Below are 24,777 nucleotides of genomic sequence, written 5' to 3' on the forward strand. Positions count from 1 at the left end.
TACTCAATTAACCCAACATCAGATTTAACTCATTCAATGAGGACTTCCCCCTCTATTCCCCACCTTTGTGCTATTGAGACACAGCTGCTTGTTTCGTTAGTGTTTATAGCAATTCAGCTCTTTGCATTGAGGTATTTGTATTGCTTAAGCCCCTGTTGCTCCTGTTGTTATCTGCAATCAGCCACATAAGTATTGCCATTGATTTCGACAAGGAAATTTATTTAGAGGAGTATCAGACCAGCGGGATATCTCTGGCAGATGGCAGTCATTGGCAGTACCAAACCCACTACCAACTGCCAATCAACCTTGATGCAGTAGAGCAATACGCTCAGAACCACCGGCTGGAAATCACCATCCAGGAGCACACTTTCTCGAACCGCGGAGGCGGGGGTGGCTGTGGACACTCTCCGGTATGCGTTATCCTGCTGCCTGTCTATCTGCTGGATATGTTGTCAGCAGATGAAGTGACCCTGGATCAGGTCAGCTTTTTCCGTGATGGTCAGTGGGTGATGGATCTTCTGTACGACAAGAGTGGTGGACACCTGGCAAGAATTCAGTCAGATACCCTGTCCATCGCATCCAGTAAGTTGCTGAGCAAAACCGTCATAGACTCCACAGATAAGGCTCCATTGGCGCTTTCCGGTGAATTGATAACCATACTGCCTCAGCTCCACTCGCAGGCTGAATTAAGCCAATTCAATACTGAAATATCACAGCTCAGATCTCAGCTTGTCCATTCTCAACAGAAGCAGGTCCAGCAAAAACAGGCGATTGCCCTACTGAAGACAACAAAACTCACAGTGCCGCAATTTATGCCCCTGGCTGAACACTGGTGCAGCCTGAACGATAGCTTGATGAACTATGACCTCAGCAGTTCACCACAACAATTGCTCGAATACACGGCTGTCATTAGCCGAGGGGACCAGGCCACCAAAATTCTTGATTGTGTTATCCAACATCCGGCTATCGACAACCGGGGAGAGCTGGATAGGCTGATTAATCTGCAGGAGCGCGCATTAACTCAGTGGGAAAGCTATCAAGCTTATGAATGGCATAACCAGGTCAGGGACTTCTTTACGGATTATTTCCCCCATAAAAGCACAGCAGCACTGACGCAAGCGCATCCCTTGTTGAGTATTTATCAGCGCTGGTATCAAAGCGCTGAGATCTCATCCTCTGACTACATCAAGCTCGCTACCGAATATCAGGAAATCTCTGCCCCCCTGAGGCAGAAATTGACGATTTCTACTCCCAATGTGCTCAACGCCAGACTGACATTAGCCAGCCAGGGAAAGTACCCACCCCTGCCGACTCTTAAGCAGATCCACCGCGCAGCTCCCACAATAGACAGCGAGCAGGCCAGGGCACTGGCAGAGCTTTATTGGCAAAATAACTACGAGATAGAGAGGTTCGCCTTTCTTCCAAGGCAGGATAAGGACTTCGAAAAACAAGCCTATATTCTCTCGCTGCTGGTGCCGCTCGCTGATGATGTACGCCGGACATTGCCAATACCACAAGGGGATACCGACGCCCATATTGCGTGGCGAGTCGCCATGTTAAATCAGGAGGTAGAAGGTCTGGCTGAGCTGCTCGCCCTCAGACCAGCCTTGGATGATCGCAGCCCTGATAGGCCTGAGACTGTGTCCACCCGGGTTGATGAACAGGGCAACCCCACATACGCGGAATTGATTTGGCATGCATTGTCATTTAACCCAGAGCGATATCAACAGATACGGCATCAGCGAGAGCAATTAATGGAACAGCAAAAACAGGAGAGCTGGCAAGACAAAGGACGGGCAATATGGGAGCAACTTTGATGAGGCGATGGATGTAACTTTGTTCATCATCTGCCTTCTTTGAACATAATCACATTTAAGCTTCTCAGCTTGCCGGACAATTCAGGCAATCTTCCAATACCCGTCAGCATAGAACTCATGAAACTGGATAAGGTCACCACCAAGAAGCGTCGCTTGCGTAAAAAGCTCTTTCTGGGGGAGTTCCAGCAGCTGGGCATGCGTATTCATTGCCAACTCAGCTGCCGGGATTTGGACTTAGTAGAACAGCTGCTGAATGACCTGATTGATATGATGCATGAGTACAAACTGCTTATCTGTGTCGATGCAGGTACAGATGAACTGAATGCGTTAATCTGGCCCGGCAGCAGTTACAGCTCAATCAGTGATACCGATAAACAACTGGTGCTCAACTGGCTTGAGCAACGCCCAGAGGTCAATGAGCTAAATGACCTTGGAACTCTGGACGTTCATCACGACCACTTTTAACGTCAAAACAATCAGATTCGCCGATTGTGGCGTTACATAAAAATATACTGCCGATAGAGTGAGTCCAGCTTCAAACGTAAGTCTGCCACCCTCTCAGACTGTCCCTCTGCGGCCTGCTGCAACAGCTCATGTTCTGTTGCTGTAATCTGACTGCACAAATTAGCCAGCGTCGCGCACAGGTTTTCACTCTGTATATCGGGATGGCCCTGAGCGGTCACGGCCTCCATCGCCCTGCTGGAACTGACCGGCTTCAGCTTATGCTGCTCATTGTATGCCATCTGCTTTTGCCGGCGGCCAAGCGACTCATCCATGGCTAGTTTCATCGCAGGAGTCACCTTGTCGGCATACAACACAGCTTTGCCGTTGGCGTTGCGGGCAGCCCGCCCGATTATCTGAATCAACGCCTCAGACGAACGCAAAAATCCGGCATGATCAGCCTCCAACACGGCCACCAAAGATGCCTCTGGGATATCCAGTCCCTCACGCAGCAGGTTAATGCCAATCAGCACCTCCAGTTCGCCGCGCCTTAGCTGGCCAATGATCTCGACTCTGTCGTCGGTTTTCACATCGCTGTGAATGTACTGACAGCGAATACCTTTATCAGTCAGATGCTGATATAACTCTTCTGCACTCCGCCTGCTTAACGTAGTGATCAGTACCCTCTCGTTACGCGCCGTTCTTTCTCTGATCTGACGCAACAGGTCTGATTGGGTCTCCGCCAGAGGTACTATCTCTATTTCAGGGTCCAACAGACCCGTTGGTCTGATGATCTGCTCGACCGCAACGCCACCGGAACGTTTAAGTTCATACTCCCCCGGAGTGGCAGACACAAATATCGTTTGCGGTTTAATTTTCTCAAACTCAGAAAAGTTCAGGGGTCGATTATATTTGGCACTGGGCAGCCTGAAGCCATAATCGATAAGTGTTTCCTTGCGGCTCTGATCTCCCTTGAACATGGCATGTATCTGGGGAACCATCACGTGGGACTCATCAATAAACAGAAGCCCTCCCTTGGGGAGATAGTCCATCAGGGTGGTCGGAGGTAGAGCGGGATCACGCCCGGTGAGATAGGAGCCGTAATTTTCAATGCCGCTGCAATACCCTTGCTGCCGCAGCATTTCCAAATCCCGGGTAGTTCGTTCGTATAGTCTGGCCGCTTCGGCAATCAGATTTTGCGAACTCAACCTGGCAGTCTGCTGTTCCAGCTCCACTTCAATCTCCCGACAGGCACGTTCAATCTGGTCAGGAGAGGTCGAATAAAGGGTTTTGGGAGACACACGATAATGGGTCAACTCCCCCTGCAATTGCCCTGTGGCGCTGTCCACTTGCTGCAGTTGGGTAATAGTTTGTTGGTTATCCAATATCACTGTTATCGCCAGCACTTCAGAGTCAGCCGGGAATATCTCCACCTTGTGGGGCTGAATGCGATAGCTGCCACGACTCAGTACACCGCCGGCAGGCTCGTAATGTAACTGTCCAAGTCGCGTTTCAATCTCTCCAAGGCTAACCACATCACCAACTGTAAGGTGCAGCTGCAAAGCCCGGTAAGCGTCGGGAGAGCCCAGTCCATAAACAGAGGAAACTGACGCCACCACAATCACATCCTGACGCTCTATCAGCGACTTGGTTGTCGATAAACGCAGGCGCTCCAATTGCGCATTGATGGCTGAGTCTTTCCGGATAAAACGGTTGCTGCCGGGGATATAAACTTCTGGCTGATAGTAGTCGTAGTAGGAGACAAAATACTCAACGGCATTCTCAGGGAAAAAGCGCCGCATCTCCTGGTAAAGCTGAGCCGCGAGGGTTTTATTATGGGCCAGAATCAAGGTGGGACGATTCAGCCGATGAATAATATTGGCCATGGTAAAAGTTTTACCTGAGCCTGTGACACCTTTGAGTGTCTGATGGGTTTTCCCCTGGTGAATCCCGTCAATTAGCCTGGCGATCGCATCAGGCTGATCCCCTGCTGGTGGGTGTTTGGCATGTAAAAGAAATGACCCTTCTGCCATGGAATGCTCCCCTTGTCAGTTGACATCTGAGCATTCAAGTAACTGCGCCTGCGGCGACAAAGTCAATAGCAGAAGAGTCCTGACACCAATCGGCGTAGGAGATTGGTATTACAGATTTGGCTTGTACTCAAAACCCGCCTGGGCTTCACTGTCAGTAAAGCTCTTCAGCTTCTGCTTATGGGCAAACATATTGTTGACCATTGAGCCGGGGAACATCTCAATGGCATTGTTAAAGTCCTCTACATTGGCATTAAAGATACGGATAGCGGCGCCAACCTGCTCCTGTTGTTCGCTAATCTCAGCCATCACCCGCAAGTAAGTGTCAGACGCTTTGAGTTCAGGGTAAGCCTCTACTGTGACCTGCAATCCCTGCAACAGCTGTTTGGTTTGACGTTCGGTGGCCGCCAGTTTATCGGTATCCACGCCTTCACTCATCTGGGCGATGGCGCTGCGCAGCTCGGTCACCCGGGACAGGACTTCCGATTCATGCAACTTATACTGCTCAACCAACTGCTCAACCATGGGAATAATTTTATTCTTCTGGCGCTCCTGAGTCAGTACCGATGCCCAGGCTCTGTCGACAGCATTGTGTTTGCCAATAATGCCGTTATAGAGCCCAATACAGGTCCCCACCAATACGACCAATATGCCAATCCCGATAATCATCTCCATCTAACTCTCCTTCTCTCCTACTGAGCGTCCTTCAAAATTGTTATCACTCAGACGCATCATTTCGTGCACTGTATCCAACAACAGATCCAGTTCCTTCAGTTCGGTATGCCTGGCGATCTCTTTGGCAAAAATTTCTGGCCTGTCCAGGCCGAATTTACGTCTTACCGGTAACAGCTCTTTATTCACCGCCACGCACAAGCTACCGTCGATTGCGATTTCAACCACAGGGCCGAGAAAGTGCTGCCCCAACATGGCCAGCTTCTCTTCCAACACAGGAGTCAGCAGCCTTGCCGCCGCTAAAGGGTCCAATGCATAAACCTTAAACACCCGGTTAAACACATTGGATGCGCCAGTGTAGGCTTCGCCGGCGGGCTTGATATCACAGTCACCTGAAAGGCAGATGCCCCTGGCAAAAGGAAACTGAAGCAAGATACCGTATCGATTGTTTTCAATCGTCACCGTTTGAGTTGTCCGGCGGCCACCGGATCCCAATCGGTTTTCCTTTCGTTTCACCACATAATGGAAGGTATACAGCTGATAATCAAAGCTGTACTGGCTCCCTTCATAGTGGCCTTTATACAGGGCCTTGATCTCCTGCTGTTCGTTACCCCGCCGGAACTCGCAAAAGCGCTCACTCAGCTCCCCGGCCATACCTTTACCGTACACAGCTTCCGACTGAAGGTTATTGTTTAACAGCGCATCTTTCAGATAGATTTTGTCAGATAAGCCCGCACGCCAACGGCTGCGTTTTATCAGCCAAAACAGCATCAGCACGGCGGGTAACAGGTTAAGAAGCAATACACCGACTACGGGGTCTTCAGTCCCCAATAAACTTGCCAGGGAGTCAATCAGAGTACCCCAAAAGAAATCAAACCAGTTGGGGTTCAGGGGAATCACAAAGCCAATGGCGGCCCATATCAGCATTCGTCCCCACATGACTGCGGGAAAAGGTAAGGCAATATCCCTGTCTTCCAACAGATGACCGACTGTGACCAACAGTGCCGCCGGATACCAAAGGTCCAGGCTAAAAACATAGAAGTAAATCGACTTATCCAGCCAGGACCAGAGTTCTGAGCCCCATACAAATATCAGCAGTGCCGACAACACCATAGAGAGTGACAGTCCGAACAACACCCTGTACCAGGTATCCCGATAGTCCAGAGGCCCTCTGTGATCAGCCACATCATTAATCACTCTGATGAGATCATCCTGATCCCGAGCCAGCTCAATCGCCTCGCGAATGCGCGCTATGTTTCTGCGCACCTGAGCATTGTATGAATTGGCCGCCTTATTATTCAGCTGTGTTCCCTCCAACTGCTTGCATCACCCCGTGCAACATGAAACAAAAATCTTACAGATGAAACGGTTAAGATGACAATAAGATAAATCGGTATAAATGGCTGATTTTTAATCCCCTCCATTCCTGCTAGCCTCATTGCTAACCTCAGTCGAACAAGATAATCAGGCCAGCACCTTCACTCAGGGCCTTTGCCTGCATATAACAGAAGATGATAGTAGAACTCAGAGTACCGGTATTCACCGAGGATCATGGTGAGCTGTCAATTTACTCACTGAATGCCAGGGTTAATCAAAAACTCCGTCAGGAGGAGCCTGTTTTTGTCATAGAATCCGATGACGGGCTTATGGAAATGCGCTCTCCCTGTCATGGTGTCGTCACCCAATACTTTGTCGAAGAAGACGAAATTGTGGAGCCAGGCGAGTTGGTCGCCACCATGTTGATGACCGGACAACTGGACGACTCGGAGGAAAGAAAACTCAAGGTCCCTTCCATACCTGAAAGCGGCAATATCACCATTGCAGCCCTGCACGTGAAAGCCGGCGAGCCCTTTCGCAAAGATGCCCCTTTGGTTGATCTTGAAACTGATAAAGCAGTGATCGGGATCAACGCCCCCTCTGATGGAGTGATAACGGAATTCCTGGTTCACCAAGGTGATTTTGTAGAGCCTGAGCAGGTTATCGCGCGAATGAAAACAACAGGAGAGCAGAGCAAGAGTATCGCGGAGCAGCAACCCATTCGCTCCTCATCCAGCCAATCCCACAAGTCACAGACCAGTTACCAAACAAGAAAACCCGCTGCTGTTATGGGAATAGACAAGTCACTGCTCAAAATCGTCGGCGCACTAGCGCTGGCAGCAGTCATTGGCTATCTCATATTTGCTAACTAACAAGAGCACCTCAATGGCCACTGTATCAGGACTGTTTATTTTTCTAATCCCTCTGCTGGCGCTGGCTTTTATCTCTTCTCGAGAGTACGGATTGTCGATGGGAGATAACTTCGATAAATGGCGAGCAGCCAAGGTGATTGCCATCGGCATCGCCATCTTGTATTGGCTGGTCATTCTGTTTGTCTGGAGCGAAGCCGACCGGAGCAGCTTCTTTAATGACGGGGATTTGGAAGGACTCATGTCCTACTATTTCTTTCCGGGTCTGAACCTGGGGCTGGTGATTTTCTCTCACGCCGCGGGTGAAATTTACGCTGCCAGAGTATCTGTCTCCAGCAGCGAAATTTGCGAAGACGTCGCCTTTGTTCTTGGCTATCTGGGGCTGATATTTTGCTTCAGTTTTGTCTTTTACTAGTTGACGAAATTGTTATCGCAAAGACGCATCATTTCATGCACTGTATCCAGCATCAGCTTCAGGTCTTCAAGCTCAGTGTGACCTGAGATTTCCTGCAAAAATGCGTCCGGGTTGTCCAGCCCATTAACTCGCTCCGTCACCAGTAGCTTGTCTTTCGATGCCACGCACATATCACCATATCGATTAATCTCAATCACAGGTGAACTGAACTTCTCACCAAATTTAACCAGCGCCTCCTCAAGCAAGGGCGAAAGCATTCTGGCGGCGTCCATGGTGTCTTCGGTAGAAACCTTGTAGATCCGATTAAAATCATTGGAGGTACCGCTGAAGGTCTTGTCCCGTAAGAATATTCTTCCATCCCCTTGAAACGAAACACCTTTGGCAAACGGAAACTGCAAATATATGCCGTAGCGGTAGTAGTCATATTTTACCGTGCGGGTGCGGGTCTTACCGTCTGAGTCGGTATAGGTTTCCGTTTTCTTTTCAACATAGTGGAATTTATACAGATGGTAATCAAAGCTGTGCTGTTCGCCTTCATATCGCCCCTGATACAGGGCAAGCACTTCCCGCAAGTGGTTACCCCGACCAAATTCCCTGAACAAGCCATATAACTCATCCGCCTTTTCCTTTCTGGAGAAAGGGACCTCTTTAAGCTGATTATTAAACAGGGCATCCAGCAGGAAGATTTTATCTGACAATGGTTTGCGCCAGTTTGCCCGGGATCTGAGCCAGGGGAACATCAGGATGACAAAAACCAGATTGGAGAGCATGAGTCCTGTCACCGGACTGCTGAACCCCATGGTATAGGACAGCTCCTGTGGCCAATTGGGCATGAAAGCAAACAGCGCGCCTGCGACACCCCAACACCCGAGTCTGACCCTGGCAGATTGAGATACAGGTAATCCATATCCCTTATCCTCCAGCCATTGTCCCAGAGTGGCCAGAGCCAACACGGGATAGAGATACACATAGGCTGCAATAACCACACTGCCAGGAGGCGATTGCCAAACCTTACCCGCGCTGTCATCGGCAAACATCGCCATAATAGACAGGATAACCATCACCAGACCGGAGCCAAAAAACACACGGTAGAGTGTGTCCTGATAATCCAGTGGGCCAGCGTGGTTACTCACTTTTTCGATCACTGTCTCCAAATCCTGCTGAGTTTCAGCGCTGGACACTTGATCGCGGATCGCTTCAATGTTCTGCTCAACCTTCGCATTGTGCGAGACAACTTTGAACTGCGGCTTCATTCTTCCTTCACGTCAGTAAATCTATCCTTCTCCTATACTGCTATCAGGAGCCGCTGAAGCAGCCTTCATAGTCGCAGTAATTCAGCTGCTTATGTTTCTGGATAAGATACTCAAGCTCAGCCTTGGCAGTGTCGATTTTGGCGACATATCTGGGCTCTGAACGCTTCAAATCATTGTAGCGGCTTTTCTGATTCTGAATTTCAATCTGGATGCTGCGTCGCTGCTGCTCGGTCAAGTCCGGGCTGTTTAGCCTTTCTGTCCTGTTCCTTATCTGGAACGAAGCATCCTCAATTGAGATTCTGTGGTCTTCCAAGGCTTTTATCGCCTTGTCGATTTTCTTTTTTGCAGCGAAATATTCAGATCCAGGCTTATACCCCTTCATAAAATCAGAATCGTCCAGGTTCCACTCGCTGCAAACCGCCCTGTAGTAACCACCACTTTTGCCAAAAGCATAACCCGAAGTCGCAGTACAAAACTCTTGAGTTCCCTTGTAATGCCCCGTGGTGTAATCACTCTTGAGGGGAATAACGCCACCTATCTCTTTACACTCTTTGGCGTACTCGTCGTACTGGGTAAGGGAAAATCCTCTCTTGGCTTCATCGTAACCACGAGCCTGCCAATCCGTGTTTGCACAGTCCTCAACAGATAGGGAGGAACAGGCTGTCAACATCGACAGCACAGCTATCAGGGTAATAAATCTCATGCTATTCCTTGATCTTATTATTGATTAAACGTCTTCACTCACACCAACTACTAAGTTGGCTGAATGGCCCGACAGGAGTCAGTTGCTAACCCTATAGAAAGTGCAGATTGGCGACCATTACCCATTCTTCCATTTTGGCTTCTAACAGGCAGATTTTGTTATAAGGAGCACTACCTAAGCTCCAATAAAAAACGCCCGATTCTACGGGCGTTTTTTCAGGTTCAGCGAGCGTAGCCAACATGCCAATAAACGTCGGGCCATAGCTCTGTTGTTTCAAAAGCTTGAATCACTGAAGCAATAACACATGACCAAATATGCGGAGCAGCGCGGTCAGCAATGCTTATGCTGTTTTAGTACCGCGAAAAAATTGAGACAGATAACTATTTGTCTCAGCGTGTAAATAGCAAAATGTGACAACAAAAAAATTGTCGTTCATTACTGACAATGAGCGACAAACAATCGATTAGCTATATAAAGGCAACAAGCAGACATCTCTTGATTCTAAAACTGCCTTTTCTAGCGATATACGAAAACTACCGAAACATTGATGATATATAGCAACTCAGATTACGTCCTTGAATTATCCCGACAGTTATTACTTATAGCTATTCTGGGATTCATCTATTTGTTTTTCCAGTTTAGCCAGTAACTCGTCTATCATTTTCATCGTATTATTGATTGAATCAACATCTTCTTTTTTCAGTTGGTCAAAGCCATATAGCTTATCCAGAGATGCAAATAGCTCATCCAGTGCTTTCTTATCTTCTTCGGACATACTTTCCAGGTCAACGTCTCGACTATGGGACTCATCCAGTTTGCGAGTAAGCGCATTCAACTGCTTACTCTCATCGGCAGTCACTTCGCCATCTGCAAAAATAGCATCTATCTTACTGAAGATATCTGCAAGTTCCTTTTGCTCATCTTCACTCGGTGGCTTGAAATACTTACTCATAATGTCGTCAATTTTCTTATGAATTTCGCTCTCTTGCTGTTGCTCTTCTTCAGTGAGAGCCTTAGGAATTCCGCTCTGCATTTGAAACAGCTCTCTTCCCTCAGCCAAAGCCCCCAAGCTCATGCCAATACCGGAGATTTGAATACTTTCGTCCTGGTTAAGCATCAATGTTTCAATGTCATTCACATTTTGCTTTTCTTTTGCCTGAATATTAGATGAACTTTGTTCTAAGCTATGTATATAAGCAGCTTGATTATTTGATATGTACATAATTCCCCCTTAATTATTCCAAGAGAACATGAGCAACTCTCATGCCAGTACACACGTCTAAAATCTATGCTTATGAATCTAGAGCAATAATATCATTCACCCCACATAGCTTCGCAAAATTAAGCATCAAACCAACGGAAACCAATTGCCGTACGAAAAATATAGCGGAACTTAATTGCCACCCAATATAATCATACAATTACTCACAATTAAGTAATTAGAATCTATAGACTCAACACGTCACAATTATTTTTCGCATTATTATATTGCTTCGTTCAATCCAAAAGACGAAACACAAAATAAAACGCCCGATGTACCGGGCGTTTTTTCAGGTTTAGCGAGCGTTTCTTCGCTCCCTTCTGCGCTCGACTTCATCCACTATGCCGTTTTTATTTCTGTCTCTGGATTCACCATAACGAATATCCAGCAGGTCATCTGTGCCATTGCGGTTCAGATCCGGGATAACACCTTCGGTTTGGAAGAAGATACGGGTTTCCAGAGGACCACTGACGTACTCGCGACGCTCAGGATCCCACTGCTCAACATCCGGCTCGATAACAGTTGCCGTGATATAAACCCGGGTCGCAGGGAACAGTCCCAGTGCGCTCCCCTCTTTACAGTAATGCACTTCCGGCATTCCTATGTTGGCATCAGCTTCCGACTCCATACGGGCACGGGACTCTTTGTCACAATCAGGGTCATTCTCGTAAATAATGTCGACGTTACGGCCATTGGCCAGATTCGCCACAGGAATAACCATGGGCTCCTCGGTGAGTTCAAACTCCTTTTGCTGCTCACGTTCCCACAAAATCGGCACATTTCTAACCGGCTCAATACCAACCCTTTCATCCCCGGCAAAGAAGAATGGCTCCTGATTACGCATCATGGACTCAACCGCAGCGGTACGAGGCAGTAACTGTACCCGCAGGTCTCTGATAATCATCGGCCGTTCAGGCTCCAGGTTACTCAATGCAATCTCAAAGTTACCATTGCTGACATTGATATCACCCACGTCATAGCTGGGGATCCTGGGTGCCAGGGTCATCAGGTTGTTGCTGGAGTCAAACAGCTGGGTATCGACCACAATCACGTTCTCATCAAAGGTCGCGCCCAGATGGAAAATACTGCCGGGCGGCACTACGCCATCAGCCCCACCACTCCAGGACTTGGGTGTGGAATAGTGCAGCTCAAATACGTTGTAGCTGGTGCCCTGATAGGTTTGTGTTCCCAGCGGGCCGGATATGGTTGGCGTATCCCATGGCGCCATAGTCCAGAGGTATACCCAGTTCATATTCAGTGAAGAAGAGCTGCTGAGGATTTTGATCTTCATCGCATGGGCCGGAGCACCGTTGGGATTCACAAAGTCCCAGTTGTGCAACGTCATCGAGTTGAGCCCGACGTTATGACCAAGAATACTGTAGCTGGTATCACTGAAATGACGATCCACAACCCGGCCACCGCAGGTCAGGCCGGTAGAGCCGGTTGCCAATATATGCGAGTTGGTGGGTGTTTCCCCCGGCAGGGCCGAAGAGTTGCCATGAGCCAGCCCATAATTGTGCCCGGCTTCATGGCTGGTTGTGCCGCCAATGGCGTAAGCCCAACGCCCCAGTGTTGAGTTGGTCCCCGACAGTGCCGAAGCGCAAGATGCGGCAAATGCCTGACTGAATACCCGACCATGATCCTGCGGGTCGTTATCATTGGTATCCACGGCCGAAGCAATGCCAAACAGGCCGGGATTCCAACTGGAAGTATCTGAACCGATCGCCACAACCTGCCATCTGGGCTCAGGCATGGCCGGCAGTGTGGTCACAGGGCGCACATCAACACTGAACTCACAATAATCGTTCACTACGACCTGAGTGACCTCATCCCTCAATTGTGCCGTGGTACCTATGGTTCCGTCTAAATCTGACACATCAAACGGCTGGGCCGGAGTCACTCCATAGCCGGGTTGGAAATTGGGGAACAGGTTATCCACCACAGTTGGATAATACAGGTACAGATTGCTGTTCTTGGGACTCGCCAGAGCTGACCCCGGACAATCTGTTGCGTGGGCCTTTTCGGGGAACAGGCAGGTTATTGCCATCGCAGTCATTGTCAGCGCTGACACGGCCTTCCAGTTTCTATTGAGACTTCTGAGTTTCATAACATCTCCTCCATGCTGTCGCACAGCCAACAATCTCAGCCTGACATCGAACTGACACCACACATCACATTGCCGATAGGGCCAGGGGCTGTTGCTATTCAAATTGCTCATCAAAGCAATTGCCAGCATGCAAACGTCAGGGGCAAATCCCATACACCTTATAAGGGCAAAACTGGGGGATACTGGGAAAAAATGGGGACAGCAAACACATAAGATGTCAATAAAACAGAGACTTAAAAACATCACATTAAAGATATGACACGAACACAGACACCAGTTCAACGGCAGCAAATTCAGCTCGCCAGGCACGTGATTTACGTTAGATGTCACATATCCCAAGCGCCCGCAATCCAGCGTCTATACTGAAAATAAAACTGCGTAGAGTGCTTGAGGAGCGGCCAGTGATCAACGAAGCGATATGTCAAACAGACAATGTGGAGCTGGACAGAGCCCAGTGCGAACAACTCAGAGTGAAAGAAGTTGAACACTATATGGCTGTCGTCCAACAAAACGATTCGAGTCTAACCGCCCTTTCAACACTGCTGGCGAGTCTTTGCAAAGTGCCCTTTTCAGGCGTCAGCCTGGTCGACAGTAACCATATATGGATAAAAGCGCACCATGGTATTGAAGCCTCCAGCCTGCCCAGAGAAGGGGCTTTTTGTGCCAAAGCCATTGACTGCAATCAGGAACTGTTTGCCGTGCCCAATACCTTGGTCGACTCCGACTTTAAAACCAATCCTCTGGTACAGGATGCCCCCAACATCCGCTTTTATGCCGCGGCACCTTTTTATGGCAAACAGGGGTTTGCCATCGGTACGTTGTGGATCATGGATACCAAGCCTGTTGAGCTGACCGAAGACATGAAGACCATACTCAAGAGTATGAGTGCCTATGTGGCTCAATTCCTTGGCGATATCTATAACTGCGAAGTCACACAACTGCCTAACCGCACCAGTTTCATCCGCCGATTGCAGGGATTGATGAACCAAAAATCAGAGAAAGTGTCAGTCGGGTCCATTCATGTGCAAAGGCTAAGGCACGTGACCAATATTTATGGGGCAGACTTCCGGGACGAACTGCTGGAGATCATCTCCAAACGGATTATTGATTGGAATAACTCACGCTGGTTACTGGCTCACTTCGGCCGGGGTAATTTCTTTTTTGCCTGCTTTGGCAAAGACAGTCGTGCAGATGTCTCCAACCTGCTGTCGATACTTTCAGTACCCATAACACTCTCAGGTATCACTATCTCTACCACGGTTAACATAGGGGTCGCATCCGCCTACTCCAATGAAGCAAACGCTGCCGCACTAACGGATATGGCCGAGCTGGCCTCAACCAAAAAGAAGCGCAGTGGCGTGGCCAATGTGCATTTTCAGGATGGCCTGACACCCAATCAGCAGATGGCCATGGATATCAGAGCTTCCCTGCACCAGGATGAAAGCGACAACTACCTCACCCCTTACTATCAACCTCAAATAGATATGAGCAGTGGAGAAATCGTCGGTTTTGAGGCGCTGCTTCGCTGGCATAACTCCCACTTCCAGAACACCGCAGTTTGGCAGGTGCTAAAGCTGGTTGAGGACATGGGAATGACGCCGGTGCTGGATATCCTGATGTTTAGAAAAGTGTGTGAAGATATCGCCAACTGGAAAAGTCAGGGCCTTAAGGTTCCAAGAATCTCGACCAATATCTCCCGCACCACGCTGCTGACGGAACACCTTGAAAGGGAAATGGCAGAGATCCTTCAACGCACTGGAATAACTGCAGAAGAAATAGAGTTGGAAATCACCGAGGATGGCCTGCCTCTTGACGACAAAATGCTCTCCAATCACATCAGCTCACTGAGGCATTTGGGTTTCAACATCGCCATTGATGACTTTGGCACAGGCACTTCCAATATTGGCACCATTGCCAATATCGACTGCCATCTGCTGAAGGTCGATCGTCAGTTTGTTCACGGCGTATCACTGAATGAACATGTGGCCGCTCTGCTGCGTTTAATCAAGGGTACGGCTGACTCCATGAATCTGCCGCTTCTGGTTGAAGGGGTTGAGTCTCAGGACGACCTGGATTGGCTGAGTGATATGGGAATCGACCTGATCCAGGGCTGGTACTTCGCCAAGGCGATGCCTGCCCGGTTAATACCTGACACCCTGACCCAAATGGCACAAGGCAATCCGGGCACCAGTCGCAACGGTAAAGCCGAACACCTGCGCTGCGTACTGGCAAAAATCTGTCGTGGAGAAATGTTGAATTAGTCGGGTTCAGCCAGACTTATTCAGGATAGATAACCTGCCAGTAATCTGAGTCAGCGAATTTGGCATAAGGGGAAAGAACAGAAGAGTTGTTTGGCCTCCCCTGAAAACTGACCTGAATATACTTATGGGCAATTCTTCGAGCCTCAACATAGCCACAAAAACGGCCTGAAGGTAGCTCGTCAGGAATCATTATCTTGCGGTTCTCAATCAAAGCAGCCGCATTCTTCGGGATTTCGGGCAACGCCAGCTTTCCACCAAAATTGACAATGCTACTCTCGGCATAGGCTGAAAAGAGTTCGTCAAACATGTTTGACTGAATGCCACTGAGACTGGCCTCGGCTTTCACCGTGCCTGCCACACTGAGCAGGCATAAACACAACAAACCCAAGTGAGCTTTCATTACGACCCCTTCGTTTTGCATTCTTCCATAAAAGCTAACCCACTCACACTACCCCCTAAAATACATACTTACTGCGCCACTCAGACCCAGCCCATTACAACCGGGTCAGCAGCTGTTTTGCCTTATCTCTGTCCATACAGCTTTGCATTGGCTTACGGTGGAAGGATTTGGCACTGACCTCCCGCTTTTCGCCCTCGAAGCTGCCATCGGGCATCATTACAGTCACCCGGCATTCAACCCTGTTGCCCAGTTCGCTGTATATAAGCTCGACCCGCTGCGCCCGCATAATTAAGTTTTTATACGGATAGCCCTCATCGGTATCCAGCCGTTCGACGGGCAGTGGGTTATCAGCCAATAGTGGGAATGACAAAACAAACAACATAAAAGCAAACATTCTCATGGCGTATCACTCCTTTCTCTGTAATCAACAGCAATGAGTGTTGCGCCGTTTGCTTAACCCTGGCAAACGCTTTAAATTTAATCACAGGTAAGAAAATCTTAAGTATGTTATGAAGCTTCCTCCGCTCAAAAGCCTGCTCTACTTTAAGCACGTCGCCCAAAGCGGCAGCCTGAAAACGGCGGCCCAACAGCTTTATGTCACCCAGGCTGCCGTCAGTCAGCAGATTAAATCACTGGAGCAACATCTGGGATGTCAGCTATTCCTGCGTAAAGTGCGCCAGATAGAACTTACCCCGGAAGGAAAGCAGCTACTCCCCTATGTAGTGAGCGGAATTGGCAGCCTGGAGCAAGGTGTTGCCTGCTTCCAGCGAGACCCCAGACCCAACGTCCTTAACCTGTCGGTACTCAGCTCTTTCGCCCACTGTTGGTTGATGCCCAGATTGAGCGACTTTCAGAAGCACCACCCGGATATAAAGCTCCGGCTGGAACCCAGCGATAGTCTGGTGCAGTTCGATGTAGGAGATACAGATTTGGGGATCCGCTTTGGCTACGGCGATTACCCTAACTTGAAAAGCGAATGCCTGTCGGAAGACAGCGTACTGCTGGCCTGCAAACCCGGCACCATAGATACCAGCAAGCCGCTGAGAGAGCAGCTAATCAGGCAGAAGTTGATTATGGATGTTTGTCCCGACGCAGAACGCGCCTGGCAGGCCCTGTTCGACCATCATGAGATCGCTCAGCAAGATATCCCCGAGTTTCTGTCTATCGATAACGCCGCTCTGGTGGTGCAGGCCACCCAGGCAGGACAAGGGATCGCCATGCTGCGCCGCCAGCTTATCGCCCCTTTGATTGAACTGGGACAACTTGAACAGATCACCGACTTTGAGATCACCTGCCAGTTCAGATACTTCCTCGTCGCCCCCGAAAGCCATTTCCGCTGGCCCAAGGTGGAGCAATTCCGTCGCTGGCTGATGGAGCAAATGAGCACCAATGTGAGTTAAGCCTCAGCCCCCAGGCGAGCCCATAAAGAAAGTGGATGGCCAGATTATTGGTTGTATTCAACAAGCATTGCCAGTGTCTCGGGAACCCTTTGCTCGAAGCTCGAACGGGCCACCGCCTCGTCAGACTTTCCCGGTGATACCTTATAAATCACGTTTGAGCTCACCAGAATATCTTCAATGGTTTCCAGCTTAAATATCGTCTTGTCTTTGTTGACGTAATAAGTGGTTGGAAACTCAGTTGCCCGCAATCCACTGATGAGATATCCGAGTCCTGGCTCAAGAGCCTCAACTCGCTCTTTATCAAAGTAAACGAGCTTGGCCTGCTTGCTATATTCAAACGGCGTGCACTCTTCTACCGACTTAGCCCGATAGAGTTGGGAAGAACACATTCTGGGGATTTCCTGGTCCCGATTAACAACAAATATAAAGTCTATTTTGTCGCTGTATTGCGGCACCATCTCATTTAAATATTCCCTTTCAAATGTTGAGGCACTGTGTTCATTTGAAAGCACCTGAATAACCAATGGCTTTTCAATGCTACTCAGGTAAATCTGACGGTTGTCACCGTCAACAAAAGAGATTGCCGGTAATGTTTGCTGCGCCAGACGGTTATCCAGACACGTTCGGATTGGGTTCTTAAAGAACAATACCGTGCCACTCGAACTCGTCGCATCGTGAGCAGCTTCCAGGCACTCTGTAATCCTCTTCGAATACTCAGGCTCATTACTGTTACCGCAGCCTGCGAGTGCAGTCACCGATGACAAAGCAAACAGACTGCTGGCTGTGATCTTGTTCATTCCCTTCTCCATCTGGTTCACCGCATCAGTCGGTTCATGCCAAGCCTGTTCTGGCTGTGACCGGCACTTTGCCATTGCGATTGGAACTCCAGCTTGAAGCAAGATCCAGAGAAATGCCACTGTCACTTGTTGTTAAGGACTGTAAAAGCTCCCTGGATAAACATTGGCGCTATATAAAAACCAACGTCGTTCAACTTGATGGCAAATGTAAAAGGCTCGAAAATCAATGTCAGAGATGCTGGTATTAACTCGCCAGCCAACATGGACAACTACCTCATTGTCACTAAGGTGTTCAGAACTGTGAACATTAAACTTTGCTTTCTGGTAGCCAAGTTGGCGCAATACCTCACAATTCTCTCGGAATTTGGTCACCAAAGTCGATCTGTCAGTGAAGGTCTGTACGCCATCAGCATCAGAAATTGCACACGGCAGTCGATATAGATTTGCAATAAGCTGGGGATCCAACTTATCGAATGCTAATGCATAACTAGTTAGAAGTTCTTCCATACTCCCGACTTTCCTGTTTCATGAATATTTAGCTATGTGGCTTTGCAAGGTAATCCAAATTTATAAGTCTGGTCTATCTTGGTGGACTGGATCTGAGCCTTAACTTACAGCCAAGTAATGAAGAGATCCTGGACATTGTGTAAATTCCACTCTTTGGAAAATAGAAGTCAAGAAGAGAGCGAACCATAATTTATCTAATAAAACACACTTACTTTTACCGTACATCATACTGCCGGTCAATGTTATTCAGGCAACGGCATAGTGTTTCTATAGCAGCAGTTTGGAATATAAAAAGGCCTCCCTCAGGGATGGCCTCCATATAAGCTTAGCGTGCAGCTACTGGCTAGTTACAACTGCCATTATTTGTCCAGACCGACCATGGACCGGAGTTGCTCGCTGGGTTGTCACCCTGACTCCACCAGTTCGCCGTATATTTCACGCCTTGATAAGCCACACTGTCCCCGCTTTGATAAACGGCACTTTCGCTCCAGTTACTTAATCCAACACAACCATCTGGAGGTGTAGTACTGTCATCGCTGACGGTTACACTCATCCTCAGGCTGTCAGACAGCCCCTGAGCATCTTTGACTGTCAACTCAACATTGTAAGTACCAGCCTGTGGGTAAGTATGAACCGGGTTGGCCTGTGAAGAGATGGCGTTATCACCAAAGCTCCAGCTGTGTGAGACAACACCTGAGTCATCAGTAGAGCTATTTGCAAAGGTGACTGTTAACCCATTAACACTGGCCGAAAAGCCCGCAACAGGTGGCTGATTTGGCGTTTCACCATCACACTTTCCAACCACTTTCCACACATTGCTGAACAAATCAGGGCGAGCACCTGTAGACCACCAAGTGGCTTCATACAGTTTGCCGCTGTAGGACACCCTGTCACCAACCTGATAATTTACCGAAGCCGACCAGGCTGAAACGCCTCCACAAGGTGGCTCCACAATATCACCAACAACAATGGATTTTGAGACTGTCGCCGTTTGATTGGCTGTATCGGTAACAGTCAAACTGATCTGATAAGCCCCTGATGATACGTAGGTATGAGTCAGACTGGATTGAGTGGATGTGTTGCCATCCCCAAGATCCCAGAGGCTGGAGTTAATTCCGTCATCATCGGTTGATTGATTGGTCAATGTCACCGAGTTGCCATTAACACTTGCAGTAAAGTCAGCGACCGGTTTCGGGTCTGGCGTTGTACCGCCACCACACTCAGAGTTTTGCAGGTAATCATATGCAGCTTTGGCTTTGACAATACCATAACCATATTTGGTATCTCTGCCAGCGCTGCCTTTATCTTCTGCAGTAGCATTCAATGCAGCACGAATCTGTTCATTGCTGCAGCCGGTGAAATGACTCCAAACCAACGCCGCCACACCAGCCACATGTGGTGTCGCCATTGACGTTCCGCTGAGTGACTTGTAGCCGCCATCATTATAAGTAGAGTTCACGCCAACACCGGGAGCGGCAATCTCGACCTGCGAGTTATACTGAGAAAAACTCGCCACTGTGCCCGAGCTGTCGACTGCGGCCACCGACATAACTTCATCATATGAGGCGGGGTACGACATAGTACTGTTACCATCGTTACCAGCGGCAGCAATACTCAAGATCCCTGCAGCTTTAGCGCTGGCAAATGCCTGGCGTTCAGCGTTTGAAGATGCACCACCTCCCAAACTCATGCTGATTACGTTAGCACCCGCATTTTGACACTGAGTAACAGCGCCAATCAGATCTGAGCCATATGCCCAATTACCCGAATCATTGAACACTTTTACTATGTGTAATCCGAGTAAGCCTGATGAGTTGACGCCGACCACGCCCCGGCTATTTCCACCCAATGCCGCGATAGTGCCCGCAACATGAGTACCGTGACCATTACCATCTTGATACCAGTTACCCGTGTTGTTTGACCCATAGCCATCATTTCCGGTGACACCCGAACTGATCAAATCTTCATGACTGCGTTGGTAACCCGTATCCATGATGCACACTTTACGATTACCGGTGAGGCTGTCAGACACCTGTCGTGCCTGCACCATAGTGATGCCGTATGGAGTTGATTCAGCATGTAAATAGCGCTTGGGATCAACTTCAACAAATGCAACCCGGGGATCAGACTCAAGTGCTTGTTTTTGGTTAGCATCAAGCACCACTGCCATAGCATTGATCGATGGCAAACTTCTTACCATCTCCGCATTGACATCTGAGGCTGTTGATTGCAATAAATTGATGGTCGCAGCACGAATATCGCTGCTTTGTAACGTTGCCACTTCAGTATCTTTCAACTGGACAATAAATCGCTCTTGCAAGTTAGCCGAAGTTGGTAATTCTGAAGCCACTGCGGAAGCGACCATAGATAGGGTACAAATACCCAATAAAGTTCCCTGTAACTGATATGTAGCCATTTTTAAACCTTCTAGATTTTTTGGTTTGGTACCTATCAATACTGCTGACTTTGATAGCAGAAGGAGCAAAGCGCTTTCGATGTTGTTTTTATTCCCAGCAATTTTCTCCACAACAATGCCTTTGTAGACATCGCCATAATTAAACTAGCGCCTGATTCATTGCGATTGGAATAACCAATTAAAATAAAATTAAAAATTAGCCTGTTATCATTGGCAAGTAAGCAAGTGTAAAATATAAATTACAAACTCAGCCATTTAGCTCAATAGCCACAGGCTCCGAAAACACCGGGTATAATGAGCATCAAATTAATCAATAAAAAATCACTGTAAATATTTTATTGCACACACTGGGAATAACTAATAACAATTGATTCTCACCAGAGAATAAATTCTCTGGGATAAAAACCATATGGATTACCACGAGAGTTTCAATTAATAATATTGAAAAAACAAATTGAAAAACAGTTTAAATCTGGATATTAAAAAAACTAAAGTGATTAACACCAACAAAACACCATTACTCAAAGTTATACGCCTTAACAAGTAAAAGCCTCGACCAATATCAGTTCAGTGCACCACGCAGTGAAGATCTTCAAAGCTCAGTTAAGGAAGGTGTGAATAAGTCCCATGCGTGCTCTGCGAGTGCTGACAGTCTCTAGATGCGCTGCGCAGATTGAAGTTAATGGCTAGGTCCTTATCGAGAGCTGCCGTGAAGTGAACAGCAATGTCACAGTCGCCGTTTATAGACATAGCTCAGATAAGTGTTGGATTTGCCTGACACCCGGACTCGCTTGAAAGTCAGATTTTTTAGGGTTGAACCAGATGGCCGTGATGCCTGCGGTGACGGCTGGCTCAATGTCTTTATCATAAGTGTCGCCGACCATAACGACAGCTTGAGGCGATACATCCAAGAGGTTGACTATCTTTTCGAAGAATTCCGGCGAGCCTTTGCCGATACCAAGATTGGATTTGCAAAAGTAACCGGAGATATAACGGGAGAGGCCCGCCCTCTCAAATGCAGACTGAATATCAGCTTCGGAAGAGTCTGCTGCATTGGTTGCCACATAAACTGTATTACTTCTGGATAAACATTCGAGCACTTCTACTGCGCCGCTTACAGCCTGAACCTCAGTCCAATCACACATCTTGCCGCTCTGGCCGGGAAAGTCGACCATCAAAGTGTCGCCCCAATCGAATAAATAAACAGTGCTCATTAAGCCTCCCCGCGGCTAAGGGTTATGGATGGCGCTACCAGTAGTTGTATGACAATGAATCACTCAATATGGTTGATTCTCTCTGTGAAGCGCAATAACCATGATATTCAAACTCCAACATCCGAGAAAAAGTAGCAAAATAGTTGATAGCTTACTCATACCAGCCTTGGCTCTTAGTATTTTTACAATGTACTTAGCAAGGTAGCCCAGACGTTTAGGCCTGACCTACCTTGCAGGGGTGATGGGCTGTCACAGTCTATTGTTATGTGAACGCTATTTGCGCCCCATGATTCGGAGTATTCTCAAAAACAGGTTAATGATATCCATGTAAAGCGCTGCCGCGCTATCGACTGCATTGTCCAGCGTCTTGGGTATCTGATTTGCTCGTCCCCAATCATAGCCAATGTAACCACAGAAGATGATAACCACTGCCCAGTCTATCCACCCCTGATGAATGCCGAGTACGAAGATTTGAAAGAGCTCAACCACTATCACAGCTATCAAGGCAATGGTTAATACACCGACGATTTTTTGAAAGAAAGCTGGGAACAGTGTTCCGAGAAACATCATGATGCCAGTCACCAGACCCGTAACCATAATCGCATCCAGCACTAACGATGGGTCATAGTTGGAGACAACGATATTGATAATCAAGCCAAAAGGAACAACGACAAAGTTGTAACCAACAAAACTTACCAATGGGTTTGATGATTTGCTGAATAAGTAAATCCCAAAGAAACAACTCGCAAAATAGCCAATAAAAAACACCCAGGGGTTGATAGATTGAATCGACTCAACGGAAATATATCCAACCATCAGCCAGTTAACCAAAAAGCCCCAACACAGCACTGCGCCTATCGTAAAATTGTACAAGCTTGGGCTGATTTCCTGCTCTCCGTTGCTGGTACGTTCAAAGACATTCGATTCCATCATGTTTAATCTCTCCTTTCCCTATTCATACAAGACTGACCACAGGTGCATGAGGTCCACTGCAAGCCTTGTGAAGCCAATCTTCATTCATCTTCTATAAAAACTCGACAATACTGCGAAACCAGTCCTAAAACTCACTGAACTCTGCTCTGGCCTCCCAATAGGGAGAGGCAAAATCATGAAAAATGACAACCGCGCGCACAACACCTTTCCCTCAAGCTCCTGCCTGATTTGCAAGCAGCTCTCTGACTTCCATGAGTGCGAAACCTAAAAGGTTGAGACCCTTCCATGTATTCGGGTTTTCAGACAAAGGATTGTCTTGGGCTAATCCGATACCCCATATTTTATCTACTGGACTAGCTTCGACTAATACGCGACTTCCAGTATTTAGTAAAAATGCCCTTAGCGCTGAGTTTTGAGAGAACTTCGCTAAGTTAGCATTTACGACAATTTCAAATCGTTTTTCATCCCACAGGTCTTGCTCAAACCCGAGCACCTCTCGCCCAACAGCCTTTGCTTCGCCAGGTTTACTGGCAGCAAGAACTTTCTCACACGCTTTACTATCACCAAACAATTTAGCTTTGTGATACATCATGTAGTGCTCAGCCGTCATAAATTCGTTTCCACCATCTTCGAATTTTGACTCATACCACTGGCTAAAGCAGCTCTTGGTAACTTGTTTGCCTTTTTCTTGGTGCCCCCAGAAATAGACATATTTCACCTTATTTCCGTGAGCCAAAAAATCGACAAGCTCTTCTCTTGTTCTAATCTTCAATGCTTCTCCAATACTTGATGTTCGCTCGTGTTAATCATTTTAAACACACAACCAAAGTGAGCAGGCTCCTGGTACAAGCTAAACAAGTAGTATTGTCCCGGTTTGATCTACTTCGCTATATAGGCCATTAGTCTCTAATGCCTGAATCAGCGCTGTCACTATCGTAATGACCACGACAAAAGCCTAGCTTGCAGGATTGAAGCGCCCAAACAGCTGCTACCCGTATCAGCCTGGTTTGCGGTCTCGCGGCAGAAAGGGCGTAACGGCGAGGGCAAAGTACAAGTCGCAATAAAGATAAGGCAGACGCCACCATCCGAGCAGGTGCATCAGATAGAACACTATCATCGACAGGTAAGAGACCGACATGTCGCGTAAGCTGAAAGTAAACAGCCGCTTATTCTTGTTGGCCCGAAAATCACGCCACAACTTATCCCGCTTTTCCTGAAAGTTGGCACTGGTCGCAACCGGCTCATAATTGTTGGCAAAGTTATTATCGTCACCATTCATGTATCTGAGCATCAGCCTCCACTCATCCGCCACAAACAGGCTGAACTTGAACTCAGAGGTTTAGAAGGTGTGCAGCATTTGAGATTCGCTGTCGTACCATGCCAGGCAAAGGGACACTCCCGGCATATCAATAAAACGGCTCCCTATCACCCCGCGTATTCTTCGAGGTCGTATGTATGGCACAACGTCACCCCAATCGAGTTCAACAGGCTCGGCTCGGGATGAAGGTTTAAACACCAGCTTTTGACGCTTGCGATAAAAAGAGATGGTAGTCCGCCGCCGACGCCTGAGCACGTAATAGACCATTCCGCTAACGAGCCACAGCAAACCCAATCCAAAGACAATACCCATTGGCAACCAGGAAATGCCCGGATCAGATGCCGCCGCCAATACGATAAAGATGAAGGCTGGCAGCAGTAAGCAGCCCAGAGTACGAAACCAGCCGCTGGGTTTATGGTCGAACTCAGATGCGCCTATATCCATGTACTCGGCGTTTTGACTGAGTACACATTCAAGTGGATAGCTACTCGGCTCAGGCGTTAAGCCCGCCTCGTCCCGGTGCACAAACCCAATCTCGGTCTTGCCCAGTAACGCTTTCTCTCCCTCTTTGGGCGCCTCTGCCAGCTTATCAGAGGTCAGCATTCGCCCTCCGGCTACCACATTTCACCATTCCTGTGACCATTGC

Annotated in this window: 23 protein-coding genes; 6 read left to right on the forward strand and 17 right to left on the reverse strand. The window is 48.1% G+C overall.

Annotated features, from left to right (window positions below):
• Window positions 1-140: 140 nt before the first annotated feature.
• On the forward strand, window positions 141-1,817 hold the full coding sequence (locus L2725_RS12080) for a hypothetical protein (RefSeq protein WP_249249182.1): 1,677 nt from the start codon (window positions 141-143) through the stop codon (window positions 1,815-1,817).
• A 117-nt stretch (window positions 1,818-1,934) separates the two neighbouring features.
• Window positions 1,935-2,282 (forward strand): 50S ribosome-binding protein YggL, encoded by a 348-nt coding sequence (locus L2725_RS12085; RefSeq protein WP_249249183.1) that lies wholly within the window; start codon window positions 1,935-1,937, stop codon window positions 2,280-2,282.
• 32 nt (window positions 2,283-2,314) lie between these two features.
• On the opposite strand, the gene uvrB is transcribed toward L2725_RS12085, so the two are convergent.
• The 3 genes from uvrB to L2725_RS12100 form a co-directional block, all read right to left on the reverse strand.
• Complete coding sequence (uvrB, locus tag L2725_RS12090) at window positions 2,315-4,291, reverse strand: excinuclease ABC subunit UvrB (RefSeq protein ID WP_249249184.1); 1,977 nt, start codon at window positions 4,289-4,291, stop codon at window positions 2,315-2,317.
• 108 nt (window positions 4,292-4,399) lie between these two features.
• A complete protein-coding gene (locus L2725_RS12095; RefSeq protein ID WP_115137602.1) occupies window positions 4,400-4,963 on the reverse strand; it encodes a LemA family protein in 564 nt (187 codons plus the stop codon).
• Window positions 4,964-6,277 carry a DUF3137 domain-containing protein gene (locus L2725_RS12100; protein WP_249249185.1) on the reverse strand — a complete coding sequence of 438 codons (1,314 nt, stop codon included), beginning with the start codon at window positions 6,275-6,277 and terminating at the stop codon, window positions 4,964-4,966.
• 194 nt (window positions 6,278-6,471) lie between these two features.
• Between L2725_RS12100 and L2725_RS12105 the strand changes: the two genes are divergently transcribed.
• Together L2725_RS12105 and L2725_RS12110 are read left to right on the forward strand one after the other, a co-directional pair.
• Window positions 6,472-7,149, forward strand: a complete 678-nt coding sequence (locus L2725_RS12105; protein ID WP_249249187.1) for a biotin/lipoyl-containing protein — start codon at window positions 6,472-6,474, stop codon at window positions 7,147-7,149.
• A gap of 13 nt (window positions 7,150-7,162) precedes the next feature.
• Entirely contained in the window at window positions 7,163-7,561 is a 399-nt protein-coding gene (locus L2725_RS12110; RefSeq protein WP_249249190.1) for a hypothetical protein, read from the forward strand.
• On the opposite strand, the gene L2725_RS12115 is transcribed toward L2725_RS12110, so the two are convergent.
• The 4 genes from L2725_RS12115 to L2725_RS12130 form a co-directional block, all read right to left on the reverse strand.
• Entirely contained in the window at window positions 7,558-8,814 is a 1,257-nt protein-coding gene (locus L2725_RS12115; RefSeq protein ID WP_249249191.1) for a DUF3137 domain-containing protein, read from the reverse strand. The two genes, L2725_RS12110 and L2725_RS12115, sit on opposite strands and share 4 nt — an antisense overlap.
• Before the next feature lie 43 nt (window positions 8,815-8,857).
• Window positions 8,858-9,517, reverse strand: coding sequence for a DUF2799 domain-containing protein (locus L2725_RS12120; protein ID WP_249249192.1), 660 nt, complete (start codon window positions 9,515-9,517; stop codon window positions 8,858-8,860).
• 595 nt (window positions 9,518-10,112) lie between these two features.
• Entirely contained in the window at window positions 10,113-10,739 is a 627-nt protein-coding gene (locus tag L2725_RS12125) for a hypothetical protein (protein WP_249249193.1), read from the reverse strand.
• Between the two features lie 334 nt (window positions 10,740-11,073).
• Complete coding sequence (locus L2725_RS12130) at window positions 11,074-12,885, reverse strand: hypothetical protein (RefSeq protein ID WP_249249195.1); 1,812 nt, start codon at window positions 12,883-12,885, stop codon at window positions 11,074-11,076.
• A 401-nt stretch (window positions 12,886-13,286) separates the two neighbouring features.
• Between L2725_RS12130 and L2725_RS12135 the strand changes: the two genes are divergently transcribed.
• Entirely contained in the window at window positions 13,287-15,146 is a 1,860-nt protein-coding gene (locus L2725_RS12135; protein WP_249249196.1) for a sensor domain-containing diguanylate cyclase, read from the forward strand.
• 16 nt (window positions 15,147-15,162) lie between these two features.
• On the opposite strand, the gene L2725_RS12140 is transcribed toward L2725_RS12135, so the two are convergent.
• Both L2725_RS12140 and L2725_RS12145 read right to left on the reverse strand, forming a co-directional pair.
• The gene (locus L2725_RS12140) at window positions 15,163-15,546 is read right to left on the reverse strand and encodes a hypothetical protein (protein ID WP_249249197.1); all 384 of its coding nucleotides are present in this window, start codon (window positions 15,544-15,546) and stop codon (window positions 15,163-15,165) included.
• Between the two features lie 94 nt (window positions 15,547-15,640).
• Window positions 15,641-15,946: a hypothetical protein gene (locus L2725_RS12145; RefSeq protein WP_249249199.1), complete on the reverse strand. Its 306-nt coding sequence runs from the start codon at window positions 15,944-15,946 to the stop codon at window positions 15,641-15,643.
• Between the two features lie 109 nt (window positions 15,947-16,055).
• On the opposite strand from L2725_RS12145, the gene L2725_RS12150 reads away from it, so the two are divergent.
• Window positions 16,056-16,946, forward strand: a complete 891-nt coding sequence (locus L2725_RS12150) for a LysR substrate-binding domain-containing protein (protein WP_249249200.1) — start codon at window positions 16,056-16,058, stop codon at window positions 16,944-16,946.
• 44 nt (window positions 16,947-16,990) lie between these two features.
• Here the strand turns inward: L2725_RS12150 and L2725_RS12155 are convergent, their stop codons facing one another.
• The 8 genes from L2725_RS12155 to L2725_RS12190 all read right to left on the reverse strand — a co-directional run bounded on the left by L2725_RS12155 (window position 16,991) and on the right by L2725_RS12190 (window position 24,734).
• Window positions 16,991-17,863: a hypothetical protein gene (locus L2725_RS12155; RefSeq protein ID WP_249249201.1), complete on the reverse strand. Its 873-nt coding sequence runs from the start codon at window positions 17,861-17,863 to the stop codon at window positions 16,991-16,993.
• Window positions 17,864-17,875: 12 nt separating this feature from the next.
• Window positions 17,876-18,250 carry a DUF6841 family protein gene (locus L2725_RS12160; protein ID WP_249249202.1) on the reverse strand — a complete coding sequence of 125 codons (375 nt, stop codon included), beginning with the start codon at window positions 18,248-18,250 and terminating at the stop codon, window positions 17,876-17,878.
• 343 nt (window positions 18,251-18,593) lie between these two features.
• Window positions 18,594-20,666 (reverse strand): S8 family serine peptidase, encoded by a 2,073-nt coding sequence (locus L2725_RS12165; protein WP_249249203.1) that lies wholly within the window; start codon window positions 20,664-20,666, stop codon window positions 18,594-18,596.
• Window positions 20,667-21,406: 740 nt separating this feature from the next.
• Window positions 21,407-21,880 (reverse strand): HAD family hydrolase, encoded by a 474-nt coding sequence (locus L2725_RS12170; RefSeq protein ID WP_249249204.1) that lies wholly within the window; start codon window positions 21,878-21,880, stop codon window positions 21,407-21,409.
• A 273-nt stretch (window positions 21,881-22,153) separates the two neighbouring features.
• Window positions 22,154-22,813, reverse strand: coding sequence for a Bax inhibitor-1 family protein (locus L2725_RS12175; RefSeq protein ID WP_115137591.1), 660 nt, complete (start codon window positions 22,811-22,813; stop codon window positions 22,154-22,156).
• Window positions 22,814-23,024: 211 nt separating this feature from the next.
• A complete protein-coding gene (gene ybiA / locus L2725_RS12180; RefSeq protein ID WP_249249205.1) occupies window positions 23,025-23,585 on the reverse strand; it encodes a riboflavin biosynthesis intermediates N-glycosidase in 561 nt (186 codons plus the stop codon).
• Between the two features lie 225 nt (window positions 23,586-23,810).
• Window positions 23,811-24,104 (reverse strand): G protein-coupled receptor family protein, encoded by a 294-nt coding sequence (locus L2725_RS12185; RefSeq protein ID WP_249249207.1) that lies wholly within the window; start codon window positions 24,102-24,104, stop codon window positions 23,811-23,813.
• Between the two features lie 48 nt (window positions 24,105-24,152).
• Window positions 24,153-24,734 (reverse strand): hypothetical protein, encoded by a 582-nt coding sequence (locus tag L2725_RS12190; RefSeq protein WP_249249210.1) that lies wholly within the window; start codon window positions 24,732-24,734, stop codon window positions 24,153-24,155.
• Between the last annotated feature and the right edge of the window lie 43 nt (window positions 24,735-24,777).

Source organism: Shewanella corallii, from assembly GCF_023349125.1.
In the GTDB taxonomy this organism is placed as follows: Bacteria; Pseudomonadota; Gammaproteobacteria; order Enterobacterales; family Shewanellaceae; genus Shewanella; species Shewanella corallii.